Source organism: Pseudomonas sp. LBUM1673 (assembly GCF_059695645.1).
Genome location: NZ_CP166780.1, coordinates 3873069 through 3896900, shown reverse-complemented (window position 1 = coordinate 3896900; position 23832 = coordinate 3873069). Strand labels below are relative to the sequence as shown.

23 protein-coding genes, 1 tRNA gene and 5 pseudogenes are annotated in these 23832 nt (G+C 58.9%); 19 read left to right on the top strand and 10 right to left on the bottom strand.

The genetic code is table 11. The features are described 5' to 3' along the window. The first annotated feature begins 63 nt into the window (after positions 1-63). The 4 genes and pseudogenes from ACA044_RS17845 to ACA044_RS17830 form a co-directional block, all read left to right on the top strand. The gene (locus ACA044_RS17845) at positions 64-378 is read left to right on the top strand and encodes a phage holin, lambda family (protein WP_238541247.1); all 315 of its coding nucleotides are present in this window, start codon (positions 64-66) and stop codon (positions 376-378) included. A 267-nt stretch (positions 379-645) separates the two neighbouring features. Next, on the top strand, positions 646-1545 hold the full coding sequence (locus ACA044_RS17840) for a hypothetical protein (RefSeq protein WP_310398280.1): 900 nt from the start codon (positions 646-648) through the stop codon (positions 1543-1545). A gap of 128 nt (positions 1546-1673) precedes the next feature. Continuing rightward, a pseudogene (locus ACA044_RS17835) lies at positions 1674-1784 on the top strand (putative metallopeptidase); the annotation flags it as partial. Beyond that, a pseudogene (locus tag ACA044_RS17830) lies at positions 1760-2056 on the top strand (phage head morphogenesis protein); the annotation flags it as partial. The pseudogenes ACA044_RS17835 and ACA044_RS17830, both read left to right, overlap by 25 nt. Here ACA044_RS17830 and ACA044_RS17825 read toward each other — a convergent pair. After that, positions 2051-2593, bottom strand: a complete 543-nt coding sequence (locus ACA044_RS17825; protein WP_497442580.1) for a hypothetical protein — start codon at positions 2591-2593, stop codon at positions 2051-2053. The pseudogene ACA044_RS17830 and the gene ACA044_RS17825 overlap by 6 nt on opposite strands. A gap of 105 nt (positions 2594-2698) precedes the next feature. On the opposite strand from ACA044_RS17825, the gene ACA044_RS17820 reads away from it, so the two are divergent. The 5 genes and pseudogenes from ACA044_RS17820 to ACA044_RS17800 all read left to right on the top strand — a co-directional run bounded on the left by ACA044_RS17820 (position 2699) and on the right by ACA044_RS17800 (position 5315). Further along, the gene (locus ACA044_RS17820; protein ID WP_497442579.1) at positions 2699-3415 is read left to right on the top strand and encodes a hypothetical protein; all 717 of its coding nucleotides are present in this window, start codon (positions 2699-2701) and stop codon (positions 3413-3415) included. Positions 3416-3426: 11 nt separating this feature from the next. Next, the gene (locus ACA044_RS17815) at positions 3427-4374 is read left to right on the top strand and encodes a major capsid protein (RefSeq protein WP_497442578.1); all 948 of its coding nucleotides are present in this window, start codon (positions 3427-3429) and stop codon (positions 4372-4374) included. Between the two features lie 28 nt (positions 4375-4402). After that, positions 4403-4687, top strand: a pseudogene (locus ACA044_RS17810) (cell wall hydrolase); the annotation flags it as partial. Then, positions 4684-5058, top strand: coding sequence for a hypothetical protein (locus ACA044_RS17805; protein WP_497442577.1), 375 nt, complete (start codon positions 4684-4686; stop codon positions 5056-5058). The pseudogene ACA044_RS17810 and the gene ACA044_RS17805, both read left to right, overlap by 4 nt. After that, entirely contained in the window at positions 5055-5315 is a 261-nt protein-coding gene (locus ACA044_RS17800) for a hypothetical protein (protein WP_497442576.1), read from the top strand. Before ACA044_RS17805 ends, ACA044_RS17800 begins: the two co-directional genes overlap by 4 nt. A 135-nt stretch (positions 5316-5450) precedes the next feature. On the opposite strand, the gene ACA044_RS17795 is transcribed toward ACA044_RS17800, so the two are convergent. Next, entirely contained in the window at positions 5451-5894 is a 444-nt protein-coding gene (locus ACA044_RS17795) for a hypothetical protein (protein ID WP_497442575.1), read from the bottom strand. A gap of 176 nt (positions 5895-6070) precedes the next feature. Further along, positions 6071-6763, bottom strand: coding sequence for an SOS response-associated peptidase family protein (locus tag ACA044_RS17790; RefSeq protein ID WP_497442574.1), 693 nt, complete (start codon positions 6761-6763; stop codon positions 6071-6073). A 138-nt stretch (positions 6764-6901) separates the two neighbouring features. Here ACA044_RS17790 and ACA044_RS17785 point away from each other — a divergent pair, with 138 nt between their 5' ends. Then, positions 6902-7201, top strand: a complete 300-nt coding sequence (locus ACA044_RS17785; RefSeq protein WP_497442573.1) for a hypothetical protein — start codon at positions 6902-6904, stop codon at positions 7199-7201. 158 nt (positions 7202-7359) lie between these two features. Here ACA044_RS17785 and ACA044_RS17780 read toward each other — a convergent pair. Further along, a tRNA-Ser gene (locus tag ACA044_RS17780) sits at positions 7360-7447 on the bottom strand. 123 nt (positions 7448-7570) lie between these two features. Between ACA044_RS17780 and ACA044_RS17775 the strand changes: the two genes are divergently transcribed. After that, positions 7571-8242, top strand: coding sequence for a Bax inhibitor-1/YccA family protein (locus ACA044_RS17775; RefSeq protein WP_007898177.1), 672 nt, complete (start codon positions 7571-7573; stop codon positions 8240-8242). 109 nt (positions 8243-8351) lie between these two features. After that, positions 8352-9373: pseudogene (locus ACA044_RS17770) on the top strand (transposase). A 143-nt stretch (positions 9374-9516) separates the two neighbouring features. Here ACA044_RS17770 and ACA044_RS17765 read toward each other — a convergent pair. Genes ACA044_RS17765 through ACA044_RS17755 form a run of 3 tightly spaced genes read right to left on the bottom strand, consistent with a single transcriptional unit; the run spans position 9517 to position 10746 of the window. Continuing rightward, positions 9517-9909: a VOC family protein gene (locus ACA044_RS17765; protein WP_497442572.1), complete on the bottom strand. Its 393-nt coding sequence runs from the start codon at positions 9907-9909 to the stop codon at positions 9517-9519. An 11-nt stretch (positions 9910-9920) separates the two neighbouring features. Then, positions 9921-10250 (bottom strand): YceK/YidQ family lipoprotein, encoded by a 330-nt coding sequence (locus tag ACA044_RS17760; RefSeq protein WP_497442571.1) that lies wholly within the window; start codon positions 10248-10250, stop codon positions 9921-9923. A 58-nt stretch (positions 10251-10308) separates the two neighbouring features. Continuing rightward, the gene (locus tag ACA044_RS17755) at positions 10309-10746 is read right to left on the bottom strand and encodes an Lrp/AsnC family transcriptional regulator (RefSeq protein WP_008006559.1); all 438 of its coding nucleotides are present in this window, start codon (positions 10744-10746) and stop codon (positions 10309-10311) included. A gap of 135 nt (positions 10747-10881) precedes the next feature. Here ACA044_RS17755 and ACA044_RS17750 point away from each other — a divergent pair, with 135 nt between their 5' ends. After that, complete coding sequence (locus tag ACA044_RS17750; protein WP_497447255.1) at positions 10882-11775, top strand: DMT family transporter; 894 nt, start codon at positions 10882-10884, stop codon at positions 11773-11775. Positions 11776-11783: 8 nt separating this feature from the next. On the opposite strand, the gene ACA044_RS17745 is transcribed toward ACA044_RS17750, so the two are convergent. Then, positions 11784-12803 (bottom strand): FUSC family protein, encoded by a 1020-nt coding sequence (locus tag ACA044_RS17745; protein WP_497447254.1) that lies wholly within the window; start codon positions 12801-12803, stop codon positions 11784-11786. A gap of 68 nt (positions 12804-12871) precedes the next feature. Then, the gene (locus ACA044_RS17740; RefSeq protein ID WP_497442570.1) at positions 12872-14497 is read right to left on the bottom strand and encodes an NADP-dependent glyceraldehyde-3-phosphate dehydrogenase; all 1626 of its coding nucleotides are present in this window, start codon (positions 14495-14497) and stop codon (positions 12872-12874) included. 209 nt (positions 14498-14706) lie between these two features. On the opposite strand from ACA044_RS17740, the gene ACA044_RS17735 reads away from it, so the two are divergent. Together ACA044_RS17735 and ACA044_RS17730 are read left to right on the top strand one after the other, a co-directional pair. Continuing rightward, a complete protein-coding gene (locus ACA044_RS17735) occupies positions 14707-15594 on the top strand; it encodes a Dyp-type peroxidase (protein ID WP_497442569.1) in 888 nt (295 codons plus the stop codon). A 17-nt stretch (positions 15595-15611) separates the two neighbouring features. After that, positions 15612-16580 (top strand): Gfo/Idh/MocA family protein, encoded by a 969-nt coding sequence (locus ACA044_RS17730; RefSeq protein WP_497442568.1) that lies wholly within the window; start codon positions 15612-15614, stop codon positions 16578-16580. Between the two features lie 193 nt (positions 16581-16773). Here the strand turns inward: ACA044_RS17730 and ACA044_RS17725 are convergent. Next, positions 16774-18029: pseudogene (locus tag ACA044_RS17725) on the bottom strand (amidohydrolase); the annotation flags it as partial. Between the two features lie 48 nt (positions 18030-18077). Between ACA044_RS17725 and lexA the strand changes: the two are divergent. The 4 genes from lexA to ACA044_RS17705 are packed head-to-tail and all read left to right on the top strand — an operon-like array spanning position 18078 to position 23809. After that, a complete protein-coding gene (gene lexA, locus ACA044_RS17720) occupies positions 18078-18695 on the top strand; it encodes a transcriptional repressor LexA (protein ID WP_305412160.1) in 618 nt (205 codons plus the stop codon). Next, positions 18695-19312, top strand: coding sequence for a translesion DNA synthesis-associated protein ImuA (gene imuA / locus ACA044_RS17715; protein ID WP_497442567.1), 618 nt, complete (start codon positions 18695-18697; stop codon positions 19310-19312). The genes lexA and imuA overlap by 1 nt, the downstream gene beginning before the upstream one ends. A 7-nt stretch (positions 19313-19319) precedes the next feature. Next, positions 19320-20735 (top strand): Y-family DNA polymerase, encoded by a 1416-nt coding sequence (locus ACA044_RS17710; RefSeq protein WP_497442566.1) that lies wholly within the window; start codon positions 19320-19322, stop codon positions 20733-20735. Beyond that, the gene (locus ACA044_RS17705; protein WP_497442565.1) at positions 20711-23809 is read left to right on the top strand and encodes an error-prone DNA polymerase; all 3099 of its coding nucleotides are present in this window, start codon (positions 20711-20713) and stop codon (positions 23807-23809) included. The genes ACA044_RS17710 and ACA044_RS17705 overlap by 25 nt, the downstream gene beginning before the upstream one ends. Positions 23810-23832 lie beyond the last annotated feature (23 nt).

Here is a 23832-nt window from a genome sequence, read left to right as displayed (position 1 = left end):
CCGCCATTGAGCGGGCTTTTTTATTCCTAACTCCCTGAAGGGGAGGAACCTGAGATGCCACACATGCCAGAAAAAGACCCGTCGTTCTGGGTGTTGGTCCTGACCGCCCTGAGAGAGAACGGCTTAGCCATGGGGCTGACCTTCGCCCTGACATGGCTCCGCATTCAGTACGACGGCAAAGAGACGAAGCCTTTGCGTCAATTGATCGAGGCGGCGCTCGGTGCGCTGATCGTCATGGTGGTAGGCCTGACAGTGAAAGAGTTCGGCTTCAGCATCGCCTGGTCATTCGCAACGGCCGGCTTCATTGGCGTGCTCGGTGTTGAGCAGGCCCGTCAGCTCGGCAAGCGCTGGGCTGAAAGAAAGGCAGACGAGATCTAGTCCGCGACACGTTTCGCGAATTAGCAAATTGTGTCGCGACATGCGGCGAGGAATCACCCTAGACAGCGAGGCCAAGCCATGAGCGATCAATCAAGTGCTTTGATGTCTGTCCGGTGCATCTGGCTGCAGTGCACGGTTGAGTGATGCATAAAGATCGCCCAACTCAAGCTGACCAGCTGCGCGCTGGTGATATTGCGAAGCCATCATTGTTAGCTATTCTCTTGGTTGCCGGTAACTACACCGGTCATATTGCCGAAGGGAATCGCTATGAAAGCAATCCAGATTGCCATGCTAAGTACTGTGCTTATGACTGTCGGGTGTACGCCTTATCTGGCCACTCGAACCCTTCAAGCGGAGGATCGAGTTGTGACTGTTGTAGATGCGCCTTTGGTGGTAGGGGGAAAGATTCAAAGCCAGCGCGTGATCTGCCCAGAACCGAGCCCCGACGCACTAAAAACTCTAGCGGGCTCCGCTACGGCGGAGAAAGCGGATGTTGCAGCGCTGTCTATGGCCTTTCAAGAGTCTGCCGCAAACATAGGCTTACGGACCCAATCGATACAGCTGCTGCGTGACCAGCTCTATAGCATCTGTCAAGCGTATGCCAACGGTGCAATCGATTCGACCGCATACCAAATGCTATTGACCCGAAATCAGCGGAATACTGTTGCGATCATGGCCATTGAACAACTTACCGGTGTGGTACGGGGGCCAAACGTTGCTCTAAGTGGATCGAGTACCGCCAACCAGGCTAAAGCGATAATGGATCTAACTGCGCAGATTAACGCAGCAGAAACCGAATACAAGAAAATGGATGCTGCAACCGCAGCCAGTGCCGAAGGGGTTCGAACGAAAGAGTCAATTGATTCTCTCAAGGAGAGCTTGGAGGCAGCTCGCGCTGCACTGGTAAGTACTGCTGGCAGTGCAACCACTGTGGCAGCACCTTCAACACAGCTCGATTCAGCCAGCCTACACAAAGTTGCAGAGGCCGTAAAATACATCTCGGACAAGGTTACTGGCGTGAACGATGGGTACTACTTGTGCCTGGATGCTTATCAAAAGTATGGGGAGGCGCATATCCCTTCGTCTTTAAAAGCTTCTTGCGACGCTATTTTTAAAACTACAACACCGCAGCTTATAGATATTCCTGAAGCCTTAACAACGAAGTAAACGAGTTTTCGTGAACGGCAGGCAGACAATAAGGCTGGGGCTCTCCTCGGCCTTATTGTTGCACTTTTTGTGTGGTTGATTTTCATCAATACCGACATGCAACTTCCATTTCAGGCATTAAATGAATCATGGACAGACCAAGGCCGCCAGCGTCGCTGCTCGAGCTGTCCGACCTCTCCAACTTCGGTATCCGCCTTACTCCAGCCCCTGAGGTGTGGGAGTGGTTACTCGCTTCACTGAACTATTTGCCAAGGACGCCACGCGGGCTTCCGTCGGCGACAGCGGCGCCCAGCAGGTGAGGGCAGACCTCAGTTACTACGACTGGCTCAAGCAGCAGCCGGTAGCGTTTCAGGACAAGGCGATCGGCCCGGTTCGGGCGAAGCTGTTCCGTGAAGGAGGGCTGAGCGTCGAGCGGTTCGCCGACCTCCAGCTTGACCGCAATTTTGCGCCATTGACTCTGGTGCAGATGAAGGCACTTGAGCCGTTGGCATTCGAACGAGCAGGGTTATAGAGAACAACGATTTCGAGAAGAGCCAATTTCCTTTAAAGAAACTTGGTATTGGTTGTTCCATTGCTTGTAAGAGTCATTAAAGGCACTTAAGTTTTCCGTTGATTTTTTCACGTCCTTTTCGCTGACCATGTTCTTTAACCGAATAACCATGGTTTTAGTTAGGTTTGACACTGTTTCGGGGGCGTAAGCGCTAAATGCATATCCCGAACGCAACAGTTCATCGAGTCTCGTTGCTTGAACATCTGCGCTGTACTGATCGTGTCCTGTGAGAGCTACAAAGCCTCCTAAAGCACTTAAAAACGTATCCGCCTTTGCGCGCAAGTTTTGCTCTTGGGTGTCCAACCGAGCTACGCATGCTTGCTGGGCTGAGAGCTTTGATGCTTGCGCTGTGAGCTCCGCTGACTGCGTTGATGAAATCCAGCCTACGAGACTTGTACTCATAACGCCTGCGAGGGTGAGAAGACCAGTGAGGGCCGCGATAAGTATTGCGCTGCTAACCTCAAGTTTCTTTGCTTCTATAACTTCACTGTTAGGCATACACCGCTCTAGCACGAATGGATTAGAAGAGCATTCTCAATATTTTTTGGAATTTGTCCAATATCCGCAGGCAGGGCCTGCACCAACGTCTCTGGGAGACAACCAATGCTGAAATTCCAACTGGATACCCTGGAAGGGGTAGATGAATCCGTGCGCGCTCTTTACACCGAGAAGGACGGCAAGTTCGTACTCGGCATTGAGGGTTTGCCTCAACCCGAAGACGTTTCGGGCCTGAAGTCGAAGGTTGAAGAACTGCTCGGTGAGAAGAAGGCCGCCGAGAAGGCTCGCAAGGATGCAGAGAATCGGGCTCGTCTGGAGCGCGAGGAGGCTGCCCGCAAGTCTGGCAACGTCGAAGAGCTAGAAAAATCCTGGTCTGAAAAGTACACCCGCCGCGAAGCTGAGCTGAACGGCATGCTGGAACAAGAGCGTGGAACGCTGAGCAACCAGATCCGGGATTTGACTGTTGGCCGTACCGCTACTGATATCGCGTCTGCCTTGGCAATCTCGGGTAGCGCAGAAGCCCTGTTGCCCCACATTGAGCGCCGTCTGAGTGTCGAGCAGCGTGATGGGAAGCCTGTGGTTGTCGTACTCGACAAGCAGGGCAAGCTCTCAGCGACATCGCTGGACGAGCTGAAAGCGGAATTTGCAAACAACACGGCCTTCGCGCCGTTGATCGCGGGTAGTAAGGCATCTGGCGGCGGGGCCGGAGGTGCTGGAAATGGCGGTGGGGCCGCTTTGAAACGCTCCGAAATGACGTCTGTGGCCAAGCGTGAATTCATCACGAAGAACGGCCAGGACGCTTACCTGAAATTGCCCAAATAATGGAGTAACCCATGGCGACTACCGTCAACTCGGACATGATCGTTTACAACGACCTTGCCCAAACCGCCTACCTGGAGCGTATCCAGGATGTGATTGATGTCTTCAACGCCTCTTCGAACGGCGCGCTGATTCTGGACAACGAACTGATCGAGGGCGATCTGCGCAAACGTGCTTTCTACAAGCTCGGCGGCGCCATTGCTCACCGTGACGTCAACTCGACTGCTGCTGTTGCTGGTCAAAAGATTGGCTCCGGCGAAATGGTCGGCGTGAAGGTCCCGTTCAAATACGGCCCTTACGAAACCACCGAAGAGGCGTTCAAGCGTCGTGCGCGTTCTCCTGAAGAGTTTTCCGAGCTGGTCGGTCAGGATTACGCCGACGCGGTGCTGGAAGGCTATATCCAGTACGCAATGGCTGCTTTGAAGGCTGCAATCGGCGCGAATGCCAACATGGTCGCTACCGCCAGCTTCGCCACCGATGGCAAGAAGGCTCTGACCAAGGGCATGCGCAAGTTCGGTGACCGCTTCGGTCGCATCGCGCTCTGGACCATGGACTCGGCCACCTACTTCGACATGGTCGATCAAGCCATCACCGAGAAGGTGTACGAAGAGGCTGGCGTGGTCATCTACGGTGGTCAGCCCGGCACCATGGGCAAGCCTGTCCTGGTATCGGACACCATCCCAGCGGAAACCATCTTCGGCCTGCAAGCGGGCGCGATCAAAATCACGGAGTCCCAGGCTCCGGGGTTCCGCTCCTACAACATCGACACCCAGGAAAACTTGGCGATGGGCTTCCGCGCCGAAGGCACCTTCAACCTGGACCTGCTGGGTTACAGCTGGAAGGATTCCACCGGCGGTGTGAACCCGAACCTGGCTGCAATCGGTGCCGGTGCAAACTGGACCAAGTACGCGACCAGCGACAAGGTTACCGCTGGCGTCCTGATCGATCTGTCCGCACCTTAATTCGCGCCTGCATCAAGTGGCCCTTCGTGGGCCGCTTTACGCCAGCGTGTGCCTGAAGCCTTACCAGTTCAGTTGCTGGAATTCGAACGACCCGAACTTCGCCTACCTGAGCGGCGTGAAGCCAATCCCGGCCGGACAGTTCACCCAAGCGCAGAAGGCTGCCGATCTGGTGATGTCCGGTGCCGAGCCAGATCCCACCGGCGGCGCCACGCACTACTACGCGACCACCATGCCGAGGGCTCCATCCTGGACTGTGGGAGCGAAACAGACGCTGAAGCTCGGCCACCACGTCTTCTTCAGGGATGTGCTATGAGTCCCGCGGTGTGGAAGTTAGCTGTTATTAGCTTGGCGCTTATCCTGCTGCTGGCCACCGGCGCCGGCATCGGTGTCTGGTTGGCTGCCGATCACTATAGGCCACTACTCGACACGGCGTATCGCGACCTGACCACGGCAAAGTCCGGCCGCGACCACCTCGAAGCGCTGGTTGGCGAGCAGGGGAGAAAGCTCGGCGAGTTGGTACAGGCCGGAAGGGACCGGGAAGCGCTCGCCAGAAAAGCCATGACTCAGGCTCAGGAGGAAGCAAAACCGGATTATGCCGCAGCGATTCGTATTCAGCAGGAGCGAATAGGCGGCGATCAGTGCGCGGCTGCCGTTATAGTGATCGATCAGGAGTTGGGTCTATGAGGATCTGTCTGATGGGGTTAGTGGTTCTGCTGGTGGGGTGCGCCGTCCGGGAGCCGGAGGTGCGCAATATAAGGGTGGAGGTGCCGGTTGTGGTTCCTTGTCGGACACCAGAAGTTTCGGCTCCAGTGTTTACTGCAGTACGACTAAAGAAAACGGATTCGCTCGAAATGAAGGTTAGGGCGCTGCTGGCTGAACGTCGACAACGGATTGGGTATGAGCGGGAGTTGATGGAAGCTATCAAGGTCTGCCGTAGTTGACCACTCCAGTCTTTGCCACAAAAAATATAAGTAAAACTTATCAGGTCAAACCCCCTCTAAGATAATGGCAATTAATAGAGGGGGGCGGGGCTTCAAGTAAACGTTAAGCTTTGAATAGTGCTTGCTTGTGAAATGTTAAGCGGGAGCAGCTTCGTTAAATGACACTTCCTCAAATGCGCCTGCTTGGAAACTGCCAATATTGCTGGAGTTGAAAGAAGTATAGCCGTTGATGTCGCCAATAGTTCCTGTAAGCAGAATGTTGTAGCTATTGCCCAGATTCTGTAGGTTGACTCTGAGGCCGCCGTATAGGGTAACAGGGCCTGAGGTTATTGTAGTTGGTAATGTTTGTATGGGCGAGATAGGTGTTAGAACGGCTGTCCATAGAATGATGCGGCCATAATTAAGTGTTACATAGAATACTGGGTTTTCTTTGTTGTAGTTGTATGTGACTACTGAGTGGCAATTGATGGTTAGGTATGTTTGGTCGCTTTTGGATGGGACGAAATTAATAGTCATGCTGAATTCCTTTTCAAGTAATTTGATATCGGCTTGTTGAGCTTTAGTTGCGGTTTTGCTCATTTAATATAGTTCTGAAAATTCGACTGTCAAACAGATATTTTTCAGCCCGTAAAAAAGCGACGAGCGGTAAATGTATCTATTTTTTCGAAACCGTTTTCGCTGGGGTGAATTAAAATTATTAAAGTGAATAACACTTATTCTAAATTCAATTAACGTAACGGCGGGCTACGCCTACGTCAGAGTAGTGAGTCGCTGATAGGGTTGATCAATCCGCTTTGCTGATTGCGCACGTTGCCGATTGCGCGGTCGACCTTAAACCACTCGAAAACTTCGGCGGGCTCTCCCTGCAACAGCAGTATCTGCTCGGCGCGCTCGGTTGGTGTGGCCGGATCCAACCATTCCCGGGCCAGCTCAGGGCTCAGCGTCACCGGCTGCCGGTCGTGAATATCCACCATGCCGCCCTTGCTGTCGGCAGTGATGATCACGAAGCCGTCATATTCACTCGGCCCAAACTCGGCGCTTGGGTATTGGCCGATCGCGGCGCACAGGATTGGCGCTCGGTCTTTCCGACGGATTAGGTAGGGCTGTTTCTTCGGTCCGCCTTCGTCGACCCATTCAAACCAGTTGTTGATCGCGATGATTGCCCGGTGTGGCCAGATCGCTTTGAAGAACGCTCCGTGGGCGACTTTCTCTACTCGGGCATTGATCGGTGCAGCTCGGTCCTTGGCCCAGTGCGGCCGCCATCCCCAGCGAACCATGTCGGCCCGGAGAAACTGACCTTCCTGGTGAAAGAGGGCGAGCGGAGTGGATGGCGCGGCGTTGTAGAGCTTGAAAGGCTCGTTGTCTGCATAGTTGATCAGGGCGTTGGGCATGCTCAGCGCCGCGACGAAGTCGTGAATGCCACTGTATTGGGAAAGGCGTCCACACATGGTTAGGTCCTCCGCCACTGTTTTCAGCGTAGACCAGACCCTGCGGCATCAAGATGAAACGTAACCGATCGTCAGTGACCAATTGAGCAATCAGCATATCGCTTTGATACTGTATTTTTGTCCAGTAATGAGTAAGCAATGCAGTTCCTGATCGTACCCATGAGAGAGCGCGGCGTCGCCCGATCGAAAAGGGATATCGCCAGCGCTGAACCCGTAAAGGGCGATATCATTTTCTCCAGTGCGCCGTCTGACATCCTCAAAAGAACGTCCAGCACCGCGTCTCTGCGGCACGGCGCTTGGCCGGGTGATGAGCCCCCGCTTCGGCCGCTTCTTGATGCTCGCCTGACCAGCATGGCAACGCTCGGTTTCACTCTGAGTGGTCTGGAGGAGGTCGATGGAGTGCTGTATGCGCAGTCTTGGTACTGCAGGGAGGTTTGATTGTGTTTCGGTCGGCAGGACGCCACAGGTAGGGTCGAAACGGGCTGAGTTATGGAACGCGCCCATAATAGTTATGGAACACATCCCGAGCGGTGAGGTTTTCACCAAACCCCAGAAACGAAAAAGCCCTGAATAATCAGGGCTTTGTCGTATAAAGATGGCGGAGGCGATGGGATTCGAACTCATGGACCTGTTACAGTCGACGGTTTTCAAGACCGTTGCCTTAAACCACTCGGCCACACCTCCGTTTGCGTTGCGGGCGCCATAATACCTGAATGAAACACACTGTCAAACTCTCTGCATGGCTTGTTACAGAGCGTCTGTTATGATCTTTGCGACTGAACGTTTCAAACCAACAGGAGTGTCGCCATGCGCGAACAGGATTACGCAGTTAATAACAGCGTGCAGGCTGAGCAGCTAGAGGTTAGCCGCGTCCTGCGCAACACTTACGGCTTACTCGCACTCACCCTCGCATTCAGCGGCGTGATGGCGTTTGTCGCACAGCAGATGCGTGTCGGCTACCCGAATATTTTCGTGGTGCTGATCGGCTTCTATGGCCTTTTCTTCCTCACCAACAAACTCCGTGACTCGGCCTGGGGCCTGGTGTCGGCATTTGCCCTGACTGGTTTCATGGGGTTCCTGCTCGGCCCGATCCTCAACCGTTATCTGGGCATGCAGGGCGGTGCTGAAGTCGTCAGTTCGGCCTTCGCGATGACTGCGCTGGTGTTCGGTGGCCTGTCGGCTTATGTGCTGATCACCCGCAAGGACATGAGCTTCCTCGGCGGTTTCATCACGGCTGGTTTCTTTGTGCTGCTGGGCGCGACACTGGCGAGCTTGTTCTTCCAGATCAGCGGGCTGCAACTGGCGATCAGCGCAGGTTTCGTGCTGTTTTCCTCGGTGTGCATTCTGTTCCAGACCAGCGCCATCATTCATGGCGGCGAGCGTAACTACATCATGGCGACCATCAGCCTGTATGTATCGATCTACAACCTGTTCGTCAGCTTGTTGCAGCTGTTTGGCATCATGAGCCGCGATGATTGATCGCCAGCCTTGAGTAAAAAACCCGCTTCGCAGACTGTGTGAAAACCTAGCATTCTGCATCGCGGTTTAAGAAAATGCCCCGTATCGAAAGATACGGGGCATTTTTGTTATGGCTTACATCCAGGGCCAAGCGCGCGATCAGACCAGCCTTTTTCCGGTTTCGCTGGAAGATTTAATCCCTGAGGATCACCTCGTTCGCGTGATTGATGCCTTCGTTGCCAAGCTCGATCTCATACGTCTGGGGTTTGACAAGGCGGTGCTCAAAAGCACAGGTCGCCCCTCTTACGATCCGGCCGATCAGCTAAAGTTCTATCTGTACGGCTATTTCCAGCGTATCCGCTCCTCCCGTCGTCTCGAAGCCGAATGCCAGCGCAACATCGAAGTCATGTGGTTACTCAACCGCCTCAAACCCGATTTCAAGACCATTGCCGACTTTCGCAAGGACAACAAACAGGCGTTCAGTGCAACGTGCCGGGTCTTCGTTCAGTTCTGTCGTACGGTCGGTTTGATCGCTGGCGACCTGGTTGCCATTGATGGCAGTAAATTCCAGGCGGTAGCCTCGTCGCGGCGCCATCTGAACGTGAAACAACTCAAACGCCAGCAGGAAAAACTGGATAAGCGCATCGCCCAATATCTGACTGAACTGGATGAGGCCGATAAAGCCGAAGCGGGTGAAACCATTGATCGCAGCGCCATCAAGACAGCGCTGAAGCAACTTGAAGCCCGGCAACTGAACAATCTGACCTGCCAGGCGCTGATGAAGTCGATGGGGATCGAGCAGTTCAACACCGGCGAAAGCGATGCCCGAATGATGCGCACGCCCAAAGGTCCGCGGGTGGCTTACAACGTACAAACCGCCGTGGACGCTGAACATTGCTTGATCCTGCATCACGACGTGACACAAGACGGCAACGATACATGCAGGCGCATCCCGAAATGATGGTGAGCCGAAGGTCCATCGTTGAGCATCCCTTCGGCAACCTTAAACAATGGCTGTTTGGAAACGGCCGCTTCCTGCTGCGACAGTTAGAGGGGGCAAAAGCGGAAATTGCCCTGGCGGTGAACGCCTACAACCTCAAAAGAGCGATCAATGTGCTGGGTGTACGTCAAATGATGGAGTTGATGGGCTGAAAAGCCTTTTTTCGCCTGTTACCTGCACAAAAGCAAACGCCCCGAACAAGTCGGGGCGTTTGCTTAGGCCGCCTTCAGCGTGTTTTCACACAGTCTGTTCGGCGGGTTTTTTATCGTCTGGGGTTTGGCTCAGGACGTGGGGCTCACTCGGGTTCGTGGCAACACACGCAGAGTTTGTTGCCGTCCGGGTCGCGCATGTAGGCGCCGAAGTAGTCGGGATGATAGTGCGCACGCAAGCCGGGCGGACCTTCGCAGGATCCACCATGAACCATGGCCAGTGCATGACAGCGGTTGACGATCTCGCGACTCGGCGCAAGCAGGGCGATCATCTGCCCATTGCCCGGTGTGGCCGGTTGCTCGTCGAATGCAGTGCCAATGACGAATAGTGGGCGCGGTGCACCCTTGCTCATCCATGCCGCCCAGGATTTGTCGGGATCGCAGAATTTCATCTGCAGATTCAGTGCGTCCATGATCGGTTGGTAGAACGCCAATGCACGGTCAAAGTCGGTAATGCCGATAAAAACGTGGGACAACATGCATCTGCTCCTTATTCGGCAATGACAATGCTGCCATCGGCCTGCTGCCGATAAATGGTGTAGGGCAGTAGCATGGTGTCGAGTGCACCGGAAATGACTAGGTCGATCAGCACAAGGGGCGTGCGATTGTTGTATTGGTACTCATCGATGCCCGGGCCCGGAGGCGCATGCAGGCTGCAAAAGTCATACGTCACACCGCTATAGATCCGTGGAACGGCACCGCAGTAGGTGTTCTGTTCCTTGAGACTCTTCACCGCCGCTTCGTCACTGCGCACCACCGTCTGGAACGTACCGCAACCTGCAAGCATCACCGCCGCCAGTAATATGGCCTGAGTTTTCATACCGCCTATCCTTCGTCGGAAAAAGATCAATTCTACGTTTTTACGAACCTGACAGTACTCACGCCATCGGTGGTAGTCGGCGCTTGACCGGGGTTTTCTTGACGATGGCGGTGTTGGTTTCGGCGTGGCTGTTGAGGCGATCGAGAAGTGTGTCCAATTGTTCCATCGAGCGCACATGCAGGCGGGCGATGAAGCAGTCGTCGCCAGTGACTTTGTCGCACTCGGTGAATTCGGGGATGGCCTGAATCTGTCGCTCCACTTCCTGCAACTGGCCCGGCAGCGGGCGGATGCGGACGATGGCCTGGAGTTGATAGCCGAAGCATTTGGGGTCGATCTCGACGGTATAGCCCTTGAGCACGCCACGTTCTTCGAGGCGGCGCAGGCGCTCGGCGACGCTGGGCGAGGACAGGCCGCTGATCTGTGCCAGGGCCTTGAGCGAGCGGCGTGAGTCTTCCATCAGCGCGCTGATCAGCACTTGGTCGATGTCGTCGGTCATGGCGAATCCCCTGTTAGGCAATTGGCTGAATAAGCCTTGATAAAAAAGGCAGAAGCCGAGTTTAGCCTGCTTTTTGCGCTGGAGAAGCCCCCCGGTGGATTGGCATACTTTGGGCTCAAACACAGGAGGTTGATGATGGACAGAACACTACGTCGCGGGTCATTCGAAATGACCGCCGCCATGCTGATTTCCGGGACCATTGGTTGGTTCGTGCTGGTGTCCGGGCAACCGGTGCTGGACGTGGTGTTCTGGCGCTGCGTGTTCGGTGCCGCCACCTTATTGCTGATCTGCGCGGCGTTCGGCTTTCTCCGCCCTGGCATTTTGACGTCCACCACCTTCTTGCTGGCGGTACTGAGCGGTGTGGCGATTGTCGGTAACTGGGTGCTGTTATTCGCGTCCTACTCCCGCGCCTCGATTGCCATTGGCACGGCGGTTTATAACGTCCAGCCATTCATGCTGGTGGGTTTGGCCGCGCTGTTTCTGGGAGAGAAGATCACCCTGCAGAAACTGTTCTGGCTGGGCATTTCATTTCTCGGGATGCTGGCGATTGTCAGCGCACATGGTGAGCAGGGCGAGGGCGGCAAAGATTACCTGATGGGGATTGGTCTGGCGCTGGGGGCTGCCTTTCTGTACGCGATTGCCGCGTTGATCATCAAACGCCTGACCGGCACGCCACCGCATCTGATCGCGTTGATCCAGGTCTGCACCGGTGTGCTGTTGCTCGCGCCCTTTGCGCATTTCTCGGCGATACCGCAAACGCCCAGTGCCTGGGCCAGCCTGGTGACCCTGGGCATCGTGCATACCGGTCTGATGTATGTGTTGCTCTACGGCGCGATTCAAAAACTGCCGACAGCGCTGACCGGCGCGCTGTCATTCATCTACCCGATTGCAGCGATTTTCGTTGACTGGTTCGCCTTCGGTCATCGCCTGGAGCCGCTGCAATGGATCGGTGTTGCCGCGATTCTGTTGGCTGCCGCCGGGATGCAACAGGGTTGGGGCCTGAAGCTTCGGCGGGTGGCTACACAATAAACGGCCTCTCAGATGTTCCAGCGCGGTGCGGTGTTCGCCAGGCGCTGGCGCATCTCGCCGATGTTCGCGGTCAACTGTCGGGTCAGCAATCGGTAGCCATCCAGCGGACTGTAGACCGGCGCATCGAGCGTTGAGTCCAATGGCGGTTCGGCAGGCCGGCTGAGCCGTTGCGAAGCGCCCGATTTCAATGCCCGAGCCATACCGATCAGTTGCATCCGGATCTGTCGGTGCTCGGCTTTCAATGCCGATTGCAGATGGGCCATTGCCTCGGAGTCATCGGCATTCGGCCGGCTATTGCCGAGGATTTCCAGGAGGCTGATGCACATCCGCAGATTGCGCTGAATCGCATCGAGTTCGGTCATGGAAACCCGCACTTCCTTGGACACCGAAGGCATCAGTGAGCGCAGTTGCACCATGACCGTGTTCAAGCGATTCATGAGCTTCAGGTGTTCGTCAGCGGTGACGGACTCGCCGTTGATGATGCGGCCGTAGATTGCCGCGCAGTCGCGCAACGCATCGGCCAGGTTGTAGCGCCAGGAGTACACCGCGTACAGCGGCAGAGCGAAGGAGAAGGCCAGTGCCAAGGCGATGCCGATCAGAATATCCACCCCGCGCCACAGGCCATCGGTGACCGGGTTGTCACCGTGCCCCGCGACGATAAACACGGTGATCGCCGACAGCAGCGCCGTATAACCGCCCTTGCCGATGGCGTGGTACGAGAAGAATCCGCACACCACTGACATCGCGAAATAGGTCAGCCACGGCATCCCGAGCCAGGCCTGTTGCGCCACCAGCAACAAGCCGACACCGGCCCCGATCAAGGTGCCGATGGCTCGCTCGGCGGCTTTTTTGCCGATATTACCGTGGTGTTGCAAGCCACCGATTACCACCAGCATGGTCACCGACGCCCATTCACCGTGGGGCAGGTGGATGCCGGTGGTCAGCAGGATCGTCGCCAGCAATCCCAACGAAACCCGCACCGCATGGATCAGTTTGGCATGGCGGTAGCGCCGGTACGGGTCCAGCAACGGACGCAGTATTCGGCGCAACAACGGTGGCAGTCGAAGGTCTCTGATGATGCTCAGGCTGGGTGTCCTCAGAAAATATAGTCGGTGGTCAGGAAGCTCGAGTTTCGTCCGCTGATGATTTCGCTGATGAGTTCTTTGCTGCTTTCCTGGTACTTGGTGGCCACCAGGGTCCGAATCGAAAACACCCGCAGCGCATCGTGCACCGACAACGTTCCCTCGGCGGAGTTCTTGCGACCGTTGAACGGGTAGGTGTCCGGGCCGCGCTGACACTGGGCGTTGAGGTTGATCCGGCCAACCTGGTTGGCGAAGGTGTCCACCAGCCTGCCGACCGCCACCGGGTTGGTGCCGAAGATGCTCAGTTGCTGGCCGAAGTCGGATTCCAGGACGTAATCGATCACGGTGTCCAGATGACGGTAAGGCACGATCGGCACGACCGGGCCGAACTGTTCTTCCTGGTAGACGCGCATTTGCGGTGTCACCGGGTACAACACGGCCGGGTAGAAGAACGATGCGCGGGCTTCACCGCCATTGGGGTTGACCACCGCTGCGCCTTTACTGACCGCGTCTGCCACCAGGGTGTGCAGGTAATCGACCTTGCCCGACTCCGGCAATGGCGTCAGGGCCACGCCGCTGTCCCACGGCATGCCGGGTTTAAGGGCGGCGAGTTTGGCGTTGAATTTTTCGATGAACGCCTCGACCACGTCTTCGTGGACGAAGAGGATTTTCAGTGCGGTGCAGCGCTGACCGTTGAACGACAGGGAGCCGGTAACGGCTTCGCTGACCGCGTTGTCCAGGTCGACCTCCGGCAGGACGATGCCGGGGTTCTTCGCATCCAGGCCCAGGGCTGCGCGCAAGCGGTGAGGCCTTGGGTGGAGTTTTTTCAGGTCGCTGGCGGCCTTGTTGGTGCCGATGAACGCAAAGATATCGATCTTGCCGCTGGCCATCAGCGCGCTGACGGTCTCGCGGCCGCTGCCGTAAATGACGTTGATCACCCCGGCCGGGAAGCTGTCGCGAAAGGCTTCCAGCAGCGGACGAATCAACAGCACCCCAAGCTTGGCCGGCTTGAACACCACGGTGTTACCCATGATCAGTGCCGGAATCAGCGTGGTGAAGGTTTCGTTCAGGGGGTAGTTGTAAGGTCCCATGCACAACGCCACGCCCAACGGAACGCGGCGGATCTGGCCGAGGGTATCTTGCTCCAGTTCGAAGCGGCTGGAACGGCGGTCGAGTTCCTTGAGGGCGTTGATGGTGTCGACGATGTAGTCGCAGGTGCGGTCGAACTCTTTCTCCGAGTCCTTGAGGTTCTTGCCGATCTCCCACATCAACAACTTGACCACCGCCTCGCGCTGTTCGCGCATCCGAGCCAGGAAGGTTTCGACGTGCTGGATGCGCTCGGCCACGCGCATGGTCGGCCACAGGCCCTGGCCCCGATCATAGGCGCGCACGGCCGCGTCCAGAGCCGTCAATGCGGTATCGGCATCGAGCAGCGGCGTGCTGCCGAGGATCACTTGTTCATCGCCATTCGCGCCGCTCAGGTACACCGGGCTGCGGACTTGGGCGAGGGGCCCGGACCAGGTTTTCAGTTCTCCGTCGACCAGGTATTCGCGCTGTTCGGTCTGGCCGTTGAGGCGGTATTTTTCCGGGACGTTGTCGGCGGTGGGAAACAGGTTGCCAAGGATCTGTGCTGTGGTCATGTCGCTACCCCGTCTGGATTGGGTGATGCGGATAAGGTGTTATCGCTACGTTCCGTTATTAGGTCAAGGCTTGATCAGCATAGCTGAATCGTTTTACCAAGATCGCAACACATTGTCATGACCCGCTCCCGGGTTCTGATCTTTTGACCTGAGCGCACACAACTGACCATCCCCCGGTTAAACTTCACGCTCTTTCTAAAGGAGTTCATATGAGTTACTACCAGCCGGGCATTCTCGCCACCCCTGTTCCGCCTCAAGCTCGTCATATGTTCTTCGCACTTGAATCCGTCGAGGCGCTACCGGCTGCCCTGGATAACCTGATGCGCCTGGTGGACGGAAAATCGGCGGTGGTCGGTTTCGGTGAATCCCTGGTCAAGGCGCTGCACGCGCAGATCGACGGGCTGCGCGCCTTTCCTGCGCTGGTCGGCGTTGGCGTCGACAATCCGTCGACCCAGCACGCGCTCTGGTGCTGGCTGCACGGTGTTGACCGTGGCGAATTGCTCAATCGCAGCCACGCGATCGAAGCCGCATTGGCACCGGCCCTGCGCCTGGTGCAGATGAACGAAACCTTCCGCCACATGACCGGCCATGACCTGACCGGTTACGAAGACGGCACTGAAAACCCGCACGATGAAGCCGCTGTAGCGGCCGCGCTGCTGGGTGAGGGCGCTGAGGGGCTGGTCGGGGGCAGCTTCGCCGCGATCCAGCAGTGGCAGCATGACTTGAAAGGCTTTCACGCGATGCCGCCCCACGAGAAGGACAACATCATGGGCCGTCGCCTGAGCGACAACGAAGAACTCGACGACGCGCCGATCTCCGCCCACGTCAAACGCACGGCCCAGGAAAGCTTCACACCCGAAGCCTTCGTGGTTCGTCGCTCGATGCCGTGGATAGAAGGTGATCACGCCGGCTTGATGTTCCTGGCCTTCGGTTTTTCCCTCGATGCCTTCGAAGCGCAGCTGCGACGCATGAGCGGTCTGGAAGACGGTATCACCGACGGTTTGTATCGCATCAGCCGACCGATCACTGGCGGCTACTATTGGTGTCCGCCGCTCAAGGACGTTCGCCTCGACTTGCGCGCATTGCGCATCGGCTAAACATCAGGGGAGTGGCTATGAACGTGGTGCGCTGGGGCATGATCGGGTGTGGCAGTGTGGCCGAGCGCAAGAGTGGGCCGGCGTTCTACAAGGCGCCCGGCTCGGCGCTGGTGGCGGTGATGGGGCGGCGTCTGGAGGCGGTGACCGATTACGCCGCGCGCCATGGCATTGCCCGGGTCTACACCGACGCCGGCGCGCTGATCAATGACCCTGAGGTGGACGCGGTGTACATCGCCACGCCCCCCGACAGCCATCACGCTTACAGCCTGCAAGTGGCTGCCGCCGGCAAACATTGCTGCGTCGAAAAGCCGATGTCGCTGAATGCCGGGCAAAGCCGTGAGATGCAAAAGGTCTTTGCCGAGGCCGGATTACACCTGTTCGTTTCCTATTACCGACGTTCATTGCCGCGCTTCCAGCAAGTGCGGCAATGGCTTGCGCAAGGGCGGATCGGCGACGTCCGGCACCTGACCTGGACCCTGACCAAAGCGTCTTCACCGAGCGATCGTGGCGGCAAAGACAACTGGCGCACCGACCCGGCGATTGCCGGCGGTGGTTACTTCGCCGACCTCGCCAGCCATGGCTTTGACCTGTTCCAGTACCTGCTGGGCGACATCGTCGAGGTCTCTGGTTTTACCGCGCATCAGGCTGGCCTCTATGCTGCCGAAGACGCCGTCAGCGCCAGTTGGCGGTTTGCGTCCGGGGCGTTGGGCATGGGTTGCTGGAACTTCGTGGCGGACCGTCGCGAAGACCGGGTCGAGCTGATCGGCAGCCAAGGCCGGATCAGCTTTTCGGTGTTCGACGAACACCCGGTGCAGCTTGAAGCCGATGAACACCTCAGCCTGCACATCGACCATCACGAACACATCCAGTGGCAGCACGTGCTGGGCATGAACGCTCACATCCGTGGCAAAGCGCAGCACCCGGCGGTGGCCGAACAGGCGTTGAAAACCGATTGGGTGATGGACCAGATCCTCAAGCGCGGCTGAGCTGGTAGCACCGCGTTTTTGTGACAAGTGATTCCTGCGGCGAGGGGGCTTGCCCCCGTTGGGTCGCGAAGCGACCCCGGCATTTCAAAGTTAAGCCGCATGTAATGGATTTACGACTGCTTCGCAGCCGAACGGGGGCAAGCCCCCTCGCCACAGCCCGCTCCCACAGGACTAGCGGGGCAGGCGATTTTTCTTAGAGCGTCGGGGCGTAGACTTCGCGACCGGCGAACCAGGTTTGCAGCACTTGAGTGTCGTGCTGGGCTTTCTCATCGACGCTGAATGCATCGCGGTCCAGCACAATGAAGTCGGCTTGTTTGCCGGCGCTCAATGAGCCGATCTGTTTATCCAGGCCCAGGGTGCGGGCGGCGTTGAGGGTGTAGGCGTAGAACATCGTTTCGCGGTCGATGCGTTCGTCCGCGTTCAATACGCCCAGCGGACCGTTTCGGGTGAGCGCTTGGGCCATGGCGTTCCACGGATTCGGCGAGGACACCGGCCAGTCGCTGGCTCCGGCGATGGTCGCGCCCTGTTTGAGCAGTGAGTGCGCCGGGTATTGATAACGGAACGCCAGGGCACTGACGTAAGGCTTGATCATGTCCAGCGTGTAGTTTTCGGCAGTGGCCCAGAGCAGTTGCATCGAGGCGATGACGTTGAGCGGTTTGAACCGGGCAAACTCTTTCGGGTTGACGATTTGCAGGTGCGTGATCGAGTGGGTCACGCCGCTTTGGCGGTCTTTACGCGCCTGCGCGATGCCGTTCAGGGACTCACGCACCGCGCGGTCGCCGATGGCGTGAATGTGCACCATCCAGCCGCGTTGATCGATGGCGCTGACCAGTTCGCCGAAATGCTTCGGGTCGATCAGCAACTCGCCCTGTTTTTGCGAGTTGGTATAAGGATCGATCATTGCCGCGCTCTGGGCCGGGTACTCGATCACGCCGTCGGCGAAGATCTTGATGCCGGGCAGGGTCAGGTTGGGGATGCCCTGAAATTGCTGGCGGACCTTGTCCAGGGTGTCGAGATCGGCCGGCACGCTTTTCGAATTGGCCACCAACAGGGCCGCGACGTGGGCGGTCATGCCACCGGTTTGCGACAGCGCTTTATACACCGGCAATACGCCGACGGTTTTCTCCGTGGGTGTGAGGGCGAACACCGGCTCGCCAGGGGTGGCGTTGGCGGCGGGGTCCATCCAGGCTGTAATGCCCAGGCTGTTGTTGTAGCGCACGGCGGTTTGCGCGGCCTTCAGCATATCGGCCGCACTGGGCGCCGGCATTTTTTCGCGACCCGATCCCAGCCAGCGTCCACCAGAAAACCGTTGGGGCTGCCATCGGCGAGCTTGCCAATGGTGTCGAGTTCGGCGGCCGGCAGGGTTTGCAGCAGGGCGGTGTCGATGCCCGCGCGTGCCAGCATGACGTTGTTGGCCCAGGCGGTGTGGTGATCGCTGCCGGTGAACACTCGACAGCGCCTACAAATACTTGTCATGAAAAACCAGAAAGAGTACAAATGTACTCCATGACGACTTTAACTCCCCGCCGTACCGCCATCCTGACCTTCATCCGCGATCGGATCGCCGAACACGGTCAACCCCCGAGCCTCGCTGAAATCAGCGAGGCCTTTGGCTTCGCCTCCCGCAGCGTGGCGCGCAAGCATGTGCTGGCGCTGACCGAGGCGGGTTTCATCGAGGTCAATCCGCATCAGGCGCGTGGCATCCGCTTATTGAACCAGCCGCCGCGGCCCGAGCTGCTGGACGTTCCGGTACTCGGTCGAGTGGCGGCCGGTGCGCCGATCGGTGCCGATGCCGAGGTCCACAGCCGTTTGCTGCTCGATCCGTCGATCTTCTCGCGGGTACCGGATTACATGTTGCGGGTCCAGGGCGATTCGATGATCGAGGACGGCATTCTTGACGGCGATCTGGTGGGCGTGCGGCGCAACCCCGAGGCGGTCAACGGCCAGATCGTCGTGGCGCGGCTCGACGGCGAAGTCACCATCAAGCGTTTTGAGCGGGTCGGCGATTCTGTTCGTCTGTTACCGCGCAACCCGGCTTACCAGCCGATCATTGTTCGAGCCGATCAGGACCTGGCCATCGAAGGGGTGTTCTGCGGTCTGGTGAGGCAAGGGTGATGGGCGCCGTCGTTGCGTTGGATACGCTGTTCAATGGCGGCCAGGTCTGGAAGGGCCGGCCTGCGCCACCGGCCGTCAGCCCTCAACCCACGGGGCATGTGGCGCTGGATGCGGCATTGCCCACTGGCGGCTGGCCGGAAGCGGCGCTGACTGAAATCCTGCTGGCCGGGCAGGGTGTGGGTGAGTTGCAACTGGTATGGCCGGCGCTGGCGCGGCTGTCGGCGGCGGGGGAGCGCATCGTACTGGTGGCGCCGCCTTACGTGCCGTATCCCCAGGCCTGGCAGAACGCCGGGGTCGATCTGCGGCAATTGTCGATCATCCAGGCCAGCGAGCGCGATGCGCTGTGGGCGGCGGAACAATGCCTGCGTTCGGGCAGTTGCGGGGCGGTGTTGTGCTGGCCGCACAAGGCCGACGATCGGGCGTTGCGACGTTTGCAGGTGGCGGCGGAAACCGGCCAGACCCTGGCGTTCGCCTATCGCTCGCTCAGTGAAGCCATCAACCCTTCGCCCGCGGCCCTGCGCATCGCCATCGATGCCAAACCTGCGCAATTGCGGGTGCTCAAGTGCCGGGGCGGGTTGGCTCGTTCGGCGCCGATTGCCTTTGCCGTGGGGCATTGAGGTTGCCATGCGATGGGTTTGCATTCTCTTCCCGCAATTGGCGCTGGACGCGGTACTGCGTCAGCGTCCCGATCCTGATGAACCGCTGGCGCTGCTGACCGGTCCGGCCCAGCGTCGGGTGTTGCAAGCGGTCAACGGTTCGGCGCGGGCGCTGGGCTTGCGGCCCGGCCAGTCGATGACCGCCGCCCAGGCCCTGAGCAAAGGGTTCGTCACCGCCGAATACGACGCCGCCGAGATCGAGCACTGGCAGCAGTTCCTGGCCGCCTGGGCCTATCGGTTCAGCTCCCAGGTCAGCGTGCATTACCCCCGCGCCGTGGTGTTTGAAATCGAATCCAGCCTGGGCTTGTTCGGCCCTTGGCCGCAGTTCGAGGCGCGGTTGCGGGCGGAGCTCGGCGAGCTGGGATTTCGTCACCGGATTGTCGCCGCGCCCAACCCGGTGGCGGCGCGGGTGCTGGCCAACGTTTATGACGGTCTGGTGGTGCCGGACAATGAAGCCTTGCAGCATCACCTGGGGCAGTTGCCCGTCGACCGGATCGCCCTGGAGCCAAGCGTTGCCACGGCGTTATCGCGCATGGGATTGCGCACCTTGAGTCAGGTGCAGGCGCTGCCTCGGCATAGCTTGGCACGGCGTTTCGAGGCACAGGTGCTCAAGCATCTGGACAGCCTGTTCGGCGAGCGACGGCTGGCGCTGGCGTTTTACCTGCCGCCGGACCGTTTCGATGTGCGTATCGAGCTCAACTTCGATGTGCAGTCCCATCAGGCGTTGCTGTTTCCGTTACGCAGGCTGACCGGCGATCTGTCGGCGTTCCTCTGCGGCCGAGACAGCGGTGTACAGCGTTTCGATCTGCACCTTGAGCACGCCGGGCTGCCAGACACGCTGATCAAGGTCGGCCTGCTCAGTGCCGAGCGCGATCCGGCGATACTGTTCGAACTGGCCAGAGGAAGGCTGGAACAGGTTCAGGTCGAGGCCCCGGTGCGTGGTTTTCGCCTGCGGGCCGAAGATCTACCGGCCTTTGTGCCCCAGTACCAGGAACTGTTCGACGATCGTCCGCAGCAGTCCTTGCCCTGGGAGCAACTGCGCGAACGCTTGCGCGCACGGCTGGGGGATGAGGCGGTGCAGGGCTTGCGATTCCAGGCCGATCACCGGCCGGAATGCGCGTGGCAGGCCAGTGTCGACAACCAGACCTGTGGGGTACTGCCTGCCGTGCAACGACCGGGATGGCTACTGACTGAACCGCAGGCGGTGCACGAAGGCTCGACGCGCATCCTCATGGGGCCGGAGCGCATCGAGTCGGGCTGGTGGGACGGTGATGACGTGCGCCGCGATTACTACCTGATCGAAACCCGTTCCGGCCAGCAGGGCTGGGCCTATCGAGCGGTGGGTGAAGACGGTCCGTTGTGGCTGCAAGGCTGGTTCGCATGAGTGTCGACTACGCCGAGCTGCACTGCCTGTCGAACTTCAGTTTCCAGCGTGGTGCTTCCAGTGCGCTTGAGCTTTTTCAACGGGCGAAAAAGCAGGGCTATCAAGCACTGGCGATCACCGACGAATGCACCCTGGCGGGGATCGTTCGGGCCTGGCAGGCGGCCAAGGCCGTGGAGCTGCCGCTGATCATCGGCAGCGAAATACGCATCGAAGATGGTCCGAAACTGGTGCTGCTGGTGGAAAACCTCGAGGGTTACCAAACCCTGTGCCGCCTGATTACCCGTGCCCGGCGCCGCACGCAGAAAGGCCAGTATCAGGTGCTGCGGGCGGATTTCAGTGAGCCGTTGCCGGGGCTGTTGGCGTTGTGGGTGCCGGACGCCGTCGATGACTTTGAGCAGGGCCACTGGCTGAAACAGACTTTCGCCGAGCGCCTGTGGCTGAGCGTTCAGCTACATCGCGGGCAGGACGACACCCGGCGACTGGCGGCGCTGCTGACCCTGGCGCGGGAGTTGCGGATCCCGGCGGTGGCCAGTGGCGATGTGCACATGCACGCCCGAGGTCGGCGTGCCTTGCAAGACACCATGACTGCGATCCGCCATCACCTGCCGGTGGCCGAGGCCGGATTGCGTCTGCACCCGAATGGCGAACGGCATTTGCGCAGTCTCGACGCCTTGCGCGATCTCTATCCGCAGGCACTGCTCGACGAGACGCTGAGCATCGCCCGGCGCTGCACTTTCGACCTCGGTCAGTTGCGCTATCAGTATCCCCGGGAGCTGGTGCCTGACGGTCACACGGCCACGTCCTGGCTGCGGGCGCTGGCTGAAAAGGGTATTCGGTGGCGCTGGGAAAAAAGTCCTAAAGCCGAGGTGTTGGCGCAGATCGACAAGGAACTGGAGCTGATTGCCGAGCTGGGGTACGAAAGTTATTTCCTGACGGTTCATGACATTGTGAACTTCGCCCGCAAGCAGCACATTCTTTGTCAGGGGCGCGGTTCTGCCGCCAACTCGGCGGTGTGCTACGTGCTGGGGATCACGGAAATCGACCCGGATCGGAGCACGCTGCTGTTCGAGCGTTTTCTCTCCAGAGAGCGCAACGAGCCACCGGACATCGACGTGGATTTCGAGCACGAGCGGCGTGAAGAAGTCCTGCAGTACGTGTTTCAGCGTTATGGCCGGGCCCGTGCGGCGCTGACGGCGGTGGTCAGCACTTACCATGGTGCCGGCGCAGTGCGCGATGTGGCCAAGGCACTGGGTTTGCCGCCGGATCAGGTCAACGCCCTGGCCGACTGTTGCGGTCACTGGAGTGATCAGGCGCCACCCGTCGAGCGCCTGCGTGAAGGTGGTTTCGATCCCGATAGCCCGGTGTTGCGCCGGGTGCTGAGCCTGACGGGGCAGTTGATCGGTTTCCCTCGGCACCTGTCCCAGCACCCCGGTGGTTTCGTGATTTCCGAGCAGCCCCTGGACAGCCTGGTGCCGGTGGAAAACGCCGCCATGGCCGAGCGCACCATCATCCAGTGGGACAAGGACGATCTGGATGCGGTCGGGCTGCTCAAGGTCGATATTCTGGCGCTGGGCATGCTCAGCGCGATTCGCCGTTGTTTCGATCTGCTGCGCCGGCATCGAGGCCTTGATCTGAGCCTGGCGACGGTGCCGGCCGAAGACCCGCAAACCTACGAGATGATTGGCCATGCGGACACCATTGGTGTGTTCCAGATCGAATCCCGGGCACAGATGTCGATGTTGCCGAGGCTCAAGCCCAGGAACTTCTACGATCTGGTGATCGAGGTGGCGATCGTTCGACCAGGGCCGATTCAGGGCGGGATGGTGCATCCCTATCTGCGGCGGCGTAAGGGTGAAGAGGAGGTGATCTACCCGTCGAAAGAACTCGAAGAGGTGCTGGAGCGTACGTTGGGCGTGCCGCTGTTCCAGGAGCAAGTGATGCAGATTGCGATTGTCGCGGCCGACTACAGCCCCGGCGAGGCCGATCAATTACGCCGCTCCATGGCTGCCTGGAAACGCCACGGCGGGCTTGAGCCGCATAAGGAGCGTCTGGCGCAAGGGATGAAGAAAAACGGCTATACGGCAGAGTTCTCCGCGCAGATCTTCGAGCAGATCAAAGGTTTCGGCGATTACGGTTTTCCCGAATCCCACGCCGCCAGTTTCGCCTTGCTGACCTACGCCAGTTGCTGGTTGAAATGCCACGAGCCGGCGGCCTTTGCCTGTGCGCTGATCAACAGCTGGCCCATGGGGTTCTACAGCCCGGACCAGATTCTCCAGGACGCCCGCCGGCATCATTTGCAGATTCGCCCGGTGGACGTGCGAGCCAGTGACTGGGGTTGCAGCCTGGAGCCGATCGCCGGCGCGCAACCGGCCATTCGCATGGGGTTGCGGATGATCAAGGGCTTTCGCGAAGACGCTGCCCGGCGCATCGAGATGGCAAGGTCGCAAGGGGCGTTTGTCGACATCGCCGACCTTGGCGAACGGGCACGACTCGATGCCCGCGCCCAGGAGCAATTGGCCGATTCCGGTGCGCTGCGTGGGTTGGCCGGTGACCGGCATCGAGCGCGCTGGGAAGTGGCAGGGGTGCAGAAACAACTTGGCTTGTTTGCCGGTTTGCCGAGCCAGGAAGAGCCGGCGGTGTCTCTGCCCAAACCCACCGTGGGCGAGGACCTGCAAGCCGATTACAACAGTGTCGGCACTACCCTCGGGCCGCATCCGCTGGCATTGCTGCGGGGTGAATTGAAAGTCCGGCGTTGCCGCAGTTCGAAAGAACTTATGAATGTCGAGCACGGCCGACCGGTCAGCGTCGCCGGGCTGGTCACCGGTCGGCAGCGTCCGGGGACCGCCAGCGGCGTGACCTTCGTGACCCTTGAAGACGAGTTCGGCAATGTCAACGTGGTGGTCTGGCGTGACCTGGCCGAACGGCAACGGCAGGTATTGGTCGGCTCGCAATTGCTCAAGGTCGATGGGCGCTGGGAAAAGGAAGGCGAGGTGCGGCACCTGATTGCCGGACGCTTGAGCGACCTGAGTGCATTACTCGACGGTATCCATGTGCGCAGCCGGGATTTTCGCTGAACCCTGCGACATTGACCGAATAC

Coding starts and splice junctions, on each gene's coding strand:
- ACA044_RS17845 (WP_238541247.1), top strand. CDS start 64: ATGCCAGAAAAAGACCCGTCGTTCTGGGTGTTGGTCCTGACCGCCCTG.
- ACA044_RS17840 (WP_310398280.1), top strand. CDS start 646: ATGAAAGCAATCCAGATTGCCATGCTAAGTACTGTGCTTATGACTGTC.
- ACA044_RS17825 (WP_497442580.1), bottom strand. CDS start 2,593: ATGCCTAACAGTGAAGTTATAGAAGCAAAGAAACTTGAGGTTAGCAGC.
- ACA044_RS17820 (WP_497442579.1), top strand. CDS start 2,699: ATGCTGAAATTCCAACTGGATACCCTGGAAGGGGTAGATGAATCCGTG.
- ACA044_RS17815 (WP_497442578.1), top strand. CDS start 3,427: ATGGCGACTACCGTCAACTCGGACATGATCGTTTACAACGACCTTGCC.
- ACA044_RS17805 (WP_497442577.1), top strand. CDS start 4,684: ATGAGTCCCGCGGTGTGGAAGTTAGCTGTTATTAGCTTGGCGCTTATC.
- ACA044_RS17800 (WP_497442576.1), top strand. CDS start 5,055: ATGAGGATCTGTCTGATGGGGTTAGTGGTTCTGCTGGTGGGGTGCGCC.
- ACA044_RS17795 (WP_497442575.1), bottom strand. CDS start 5,894: ATGAGCAAAACCGCAACTAAAGCTCAACAAGCCGATATCAAATTACTT.
- ACA044_RS17790 (WP_497442574.1), bottom strand. CDS start 6,763: ATGTGTGGACGCCTTTCCCAATACAGTGGCATTCACGACTTCGTCGCG.
- ACA044_RS17785 (WP_497442573.1), top strand. CDS start 6,902: ATGCAGTTCCTGATCGTACCCATGAGAGAGCGCGGCGTCGCCCGATCG.
- ACA044_RS17775 (WP_007898177.1), top strand. CDS start 7,571: ATGCGCGAACAGGATTACGCAGTTAATAACAGCGTGCAGGCTGAGCAG.
- ACA044_RS17765 (WP_497442572.1), bottom strand. CDS start 9,909: ATGTTGTCCCACGTTTTTATCGGCATTACCGACTTTGACCGTGCATTG.
- ACA044_RS17760 (WP_497442571.1), bottom strand. CDS start 10,250: ATGAAAACTCAGGCCATATTACTGGCGGCGGTGATGCTTGCAGGTTGC.
- ACA044_RS17755 (WP_008006559.1), bottom strand. CDS start 10,746: ATGACCGACGACATCGACCAAGTGCTGATCAGCGCGCTGATGGAAGAC.
- ACA044_RS17750 (WP_497447255.1), top strand. CDS start 10,882: ATGGACAGAACACTACGTCGCGGGTCATTCGAAATGACCGCCGCCATG.
- ACA044_RS17740 (WP_497442570.1), bottom strand. CDS start 14,497: ATGACCACAGCACAGATCCTTGGCAACCTGTTTCCCACCGCCGACAAC.
- ACA044_RS17735 (WP_497442569.1), top strand. CDS start 14,707: ATGAGTTACTACCAGCCGGGCATTCTCGCCACCCCTGTTCCGCCTCAA.
- ACA044_RS17730 (WP_497442568.1), top strand. CDS start 15,612: ATGAACGTGGTGCGCTGGGGCATGATCGGGTGTGGCAGTGTGGCCGAG.
- lexA (WP_305412160.1), top strand. CDS start 18,078: ATGTACTCCATGACGACTTTAACTCCCCGCCGTACCGCCATCCTGACC.
- imuA (WP_497442567.1), top strand. CDS start 18,695: ATGGGCGCCGTCGTTGCGTTGGATACGCTGTTCAATGGCGGCCAGGTC.
- ACA044_RS17710 (WP_497442566.1), top strand. CDS start 19,320: ATGCGATGGGTTTGCATTCTCTTCCCGCAATTGGCGCTGGACGCGGTA.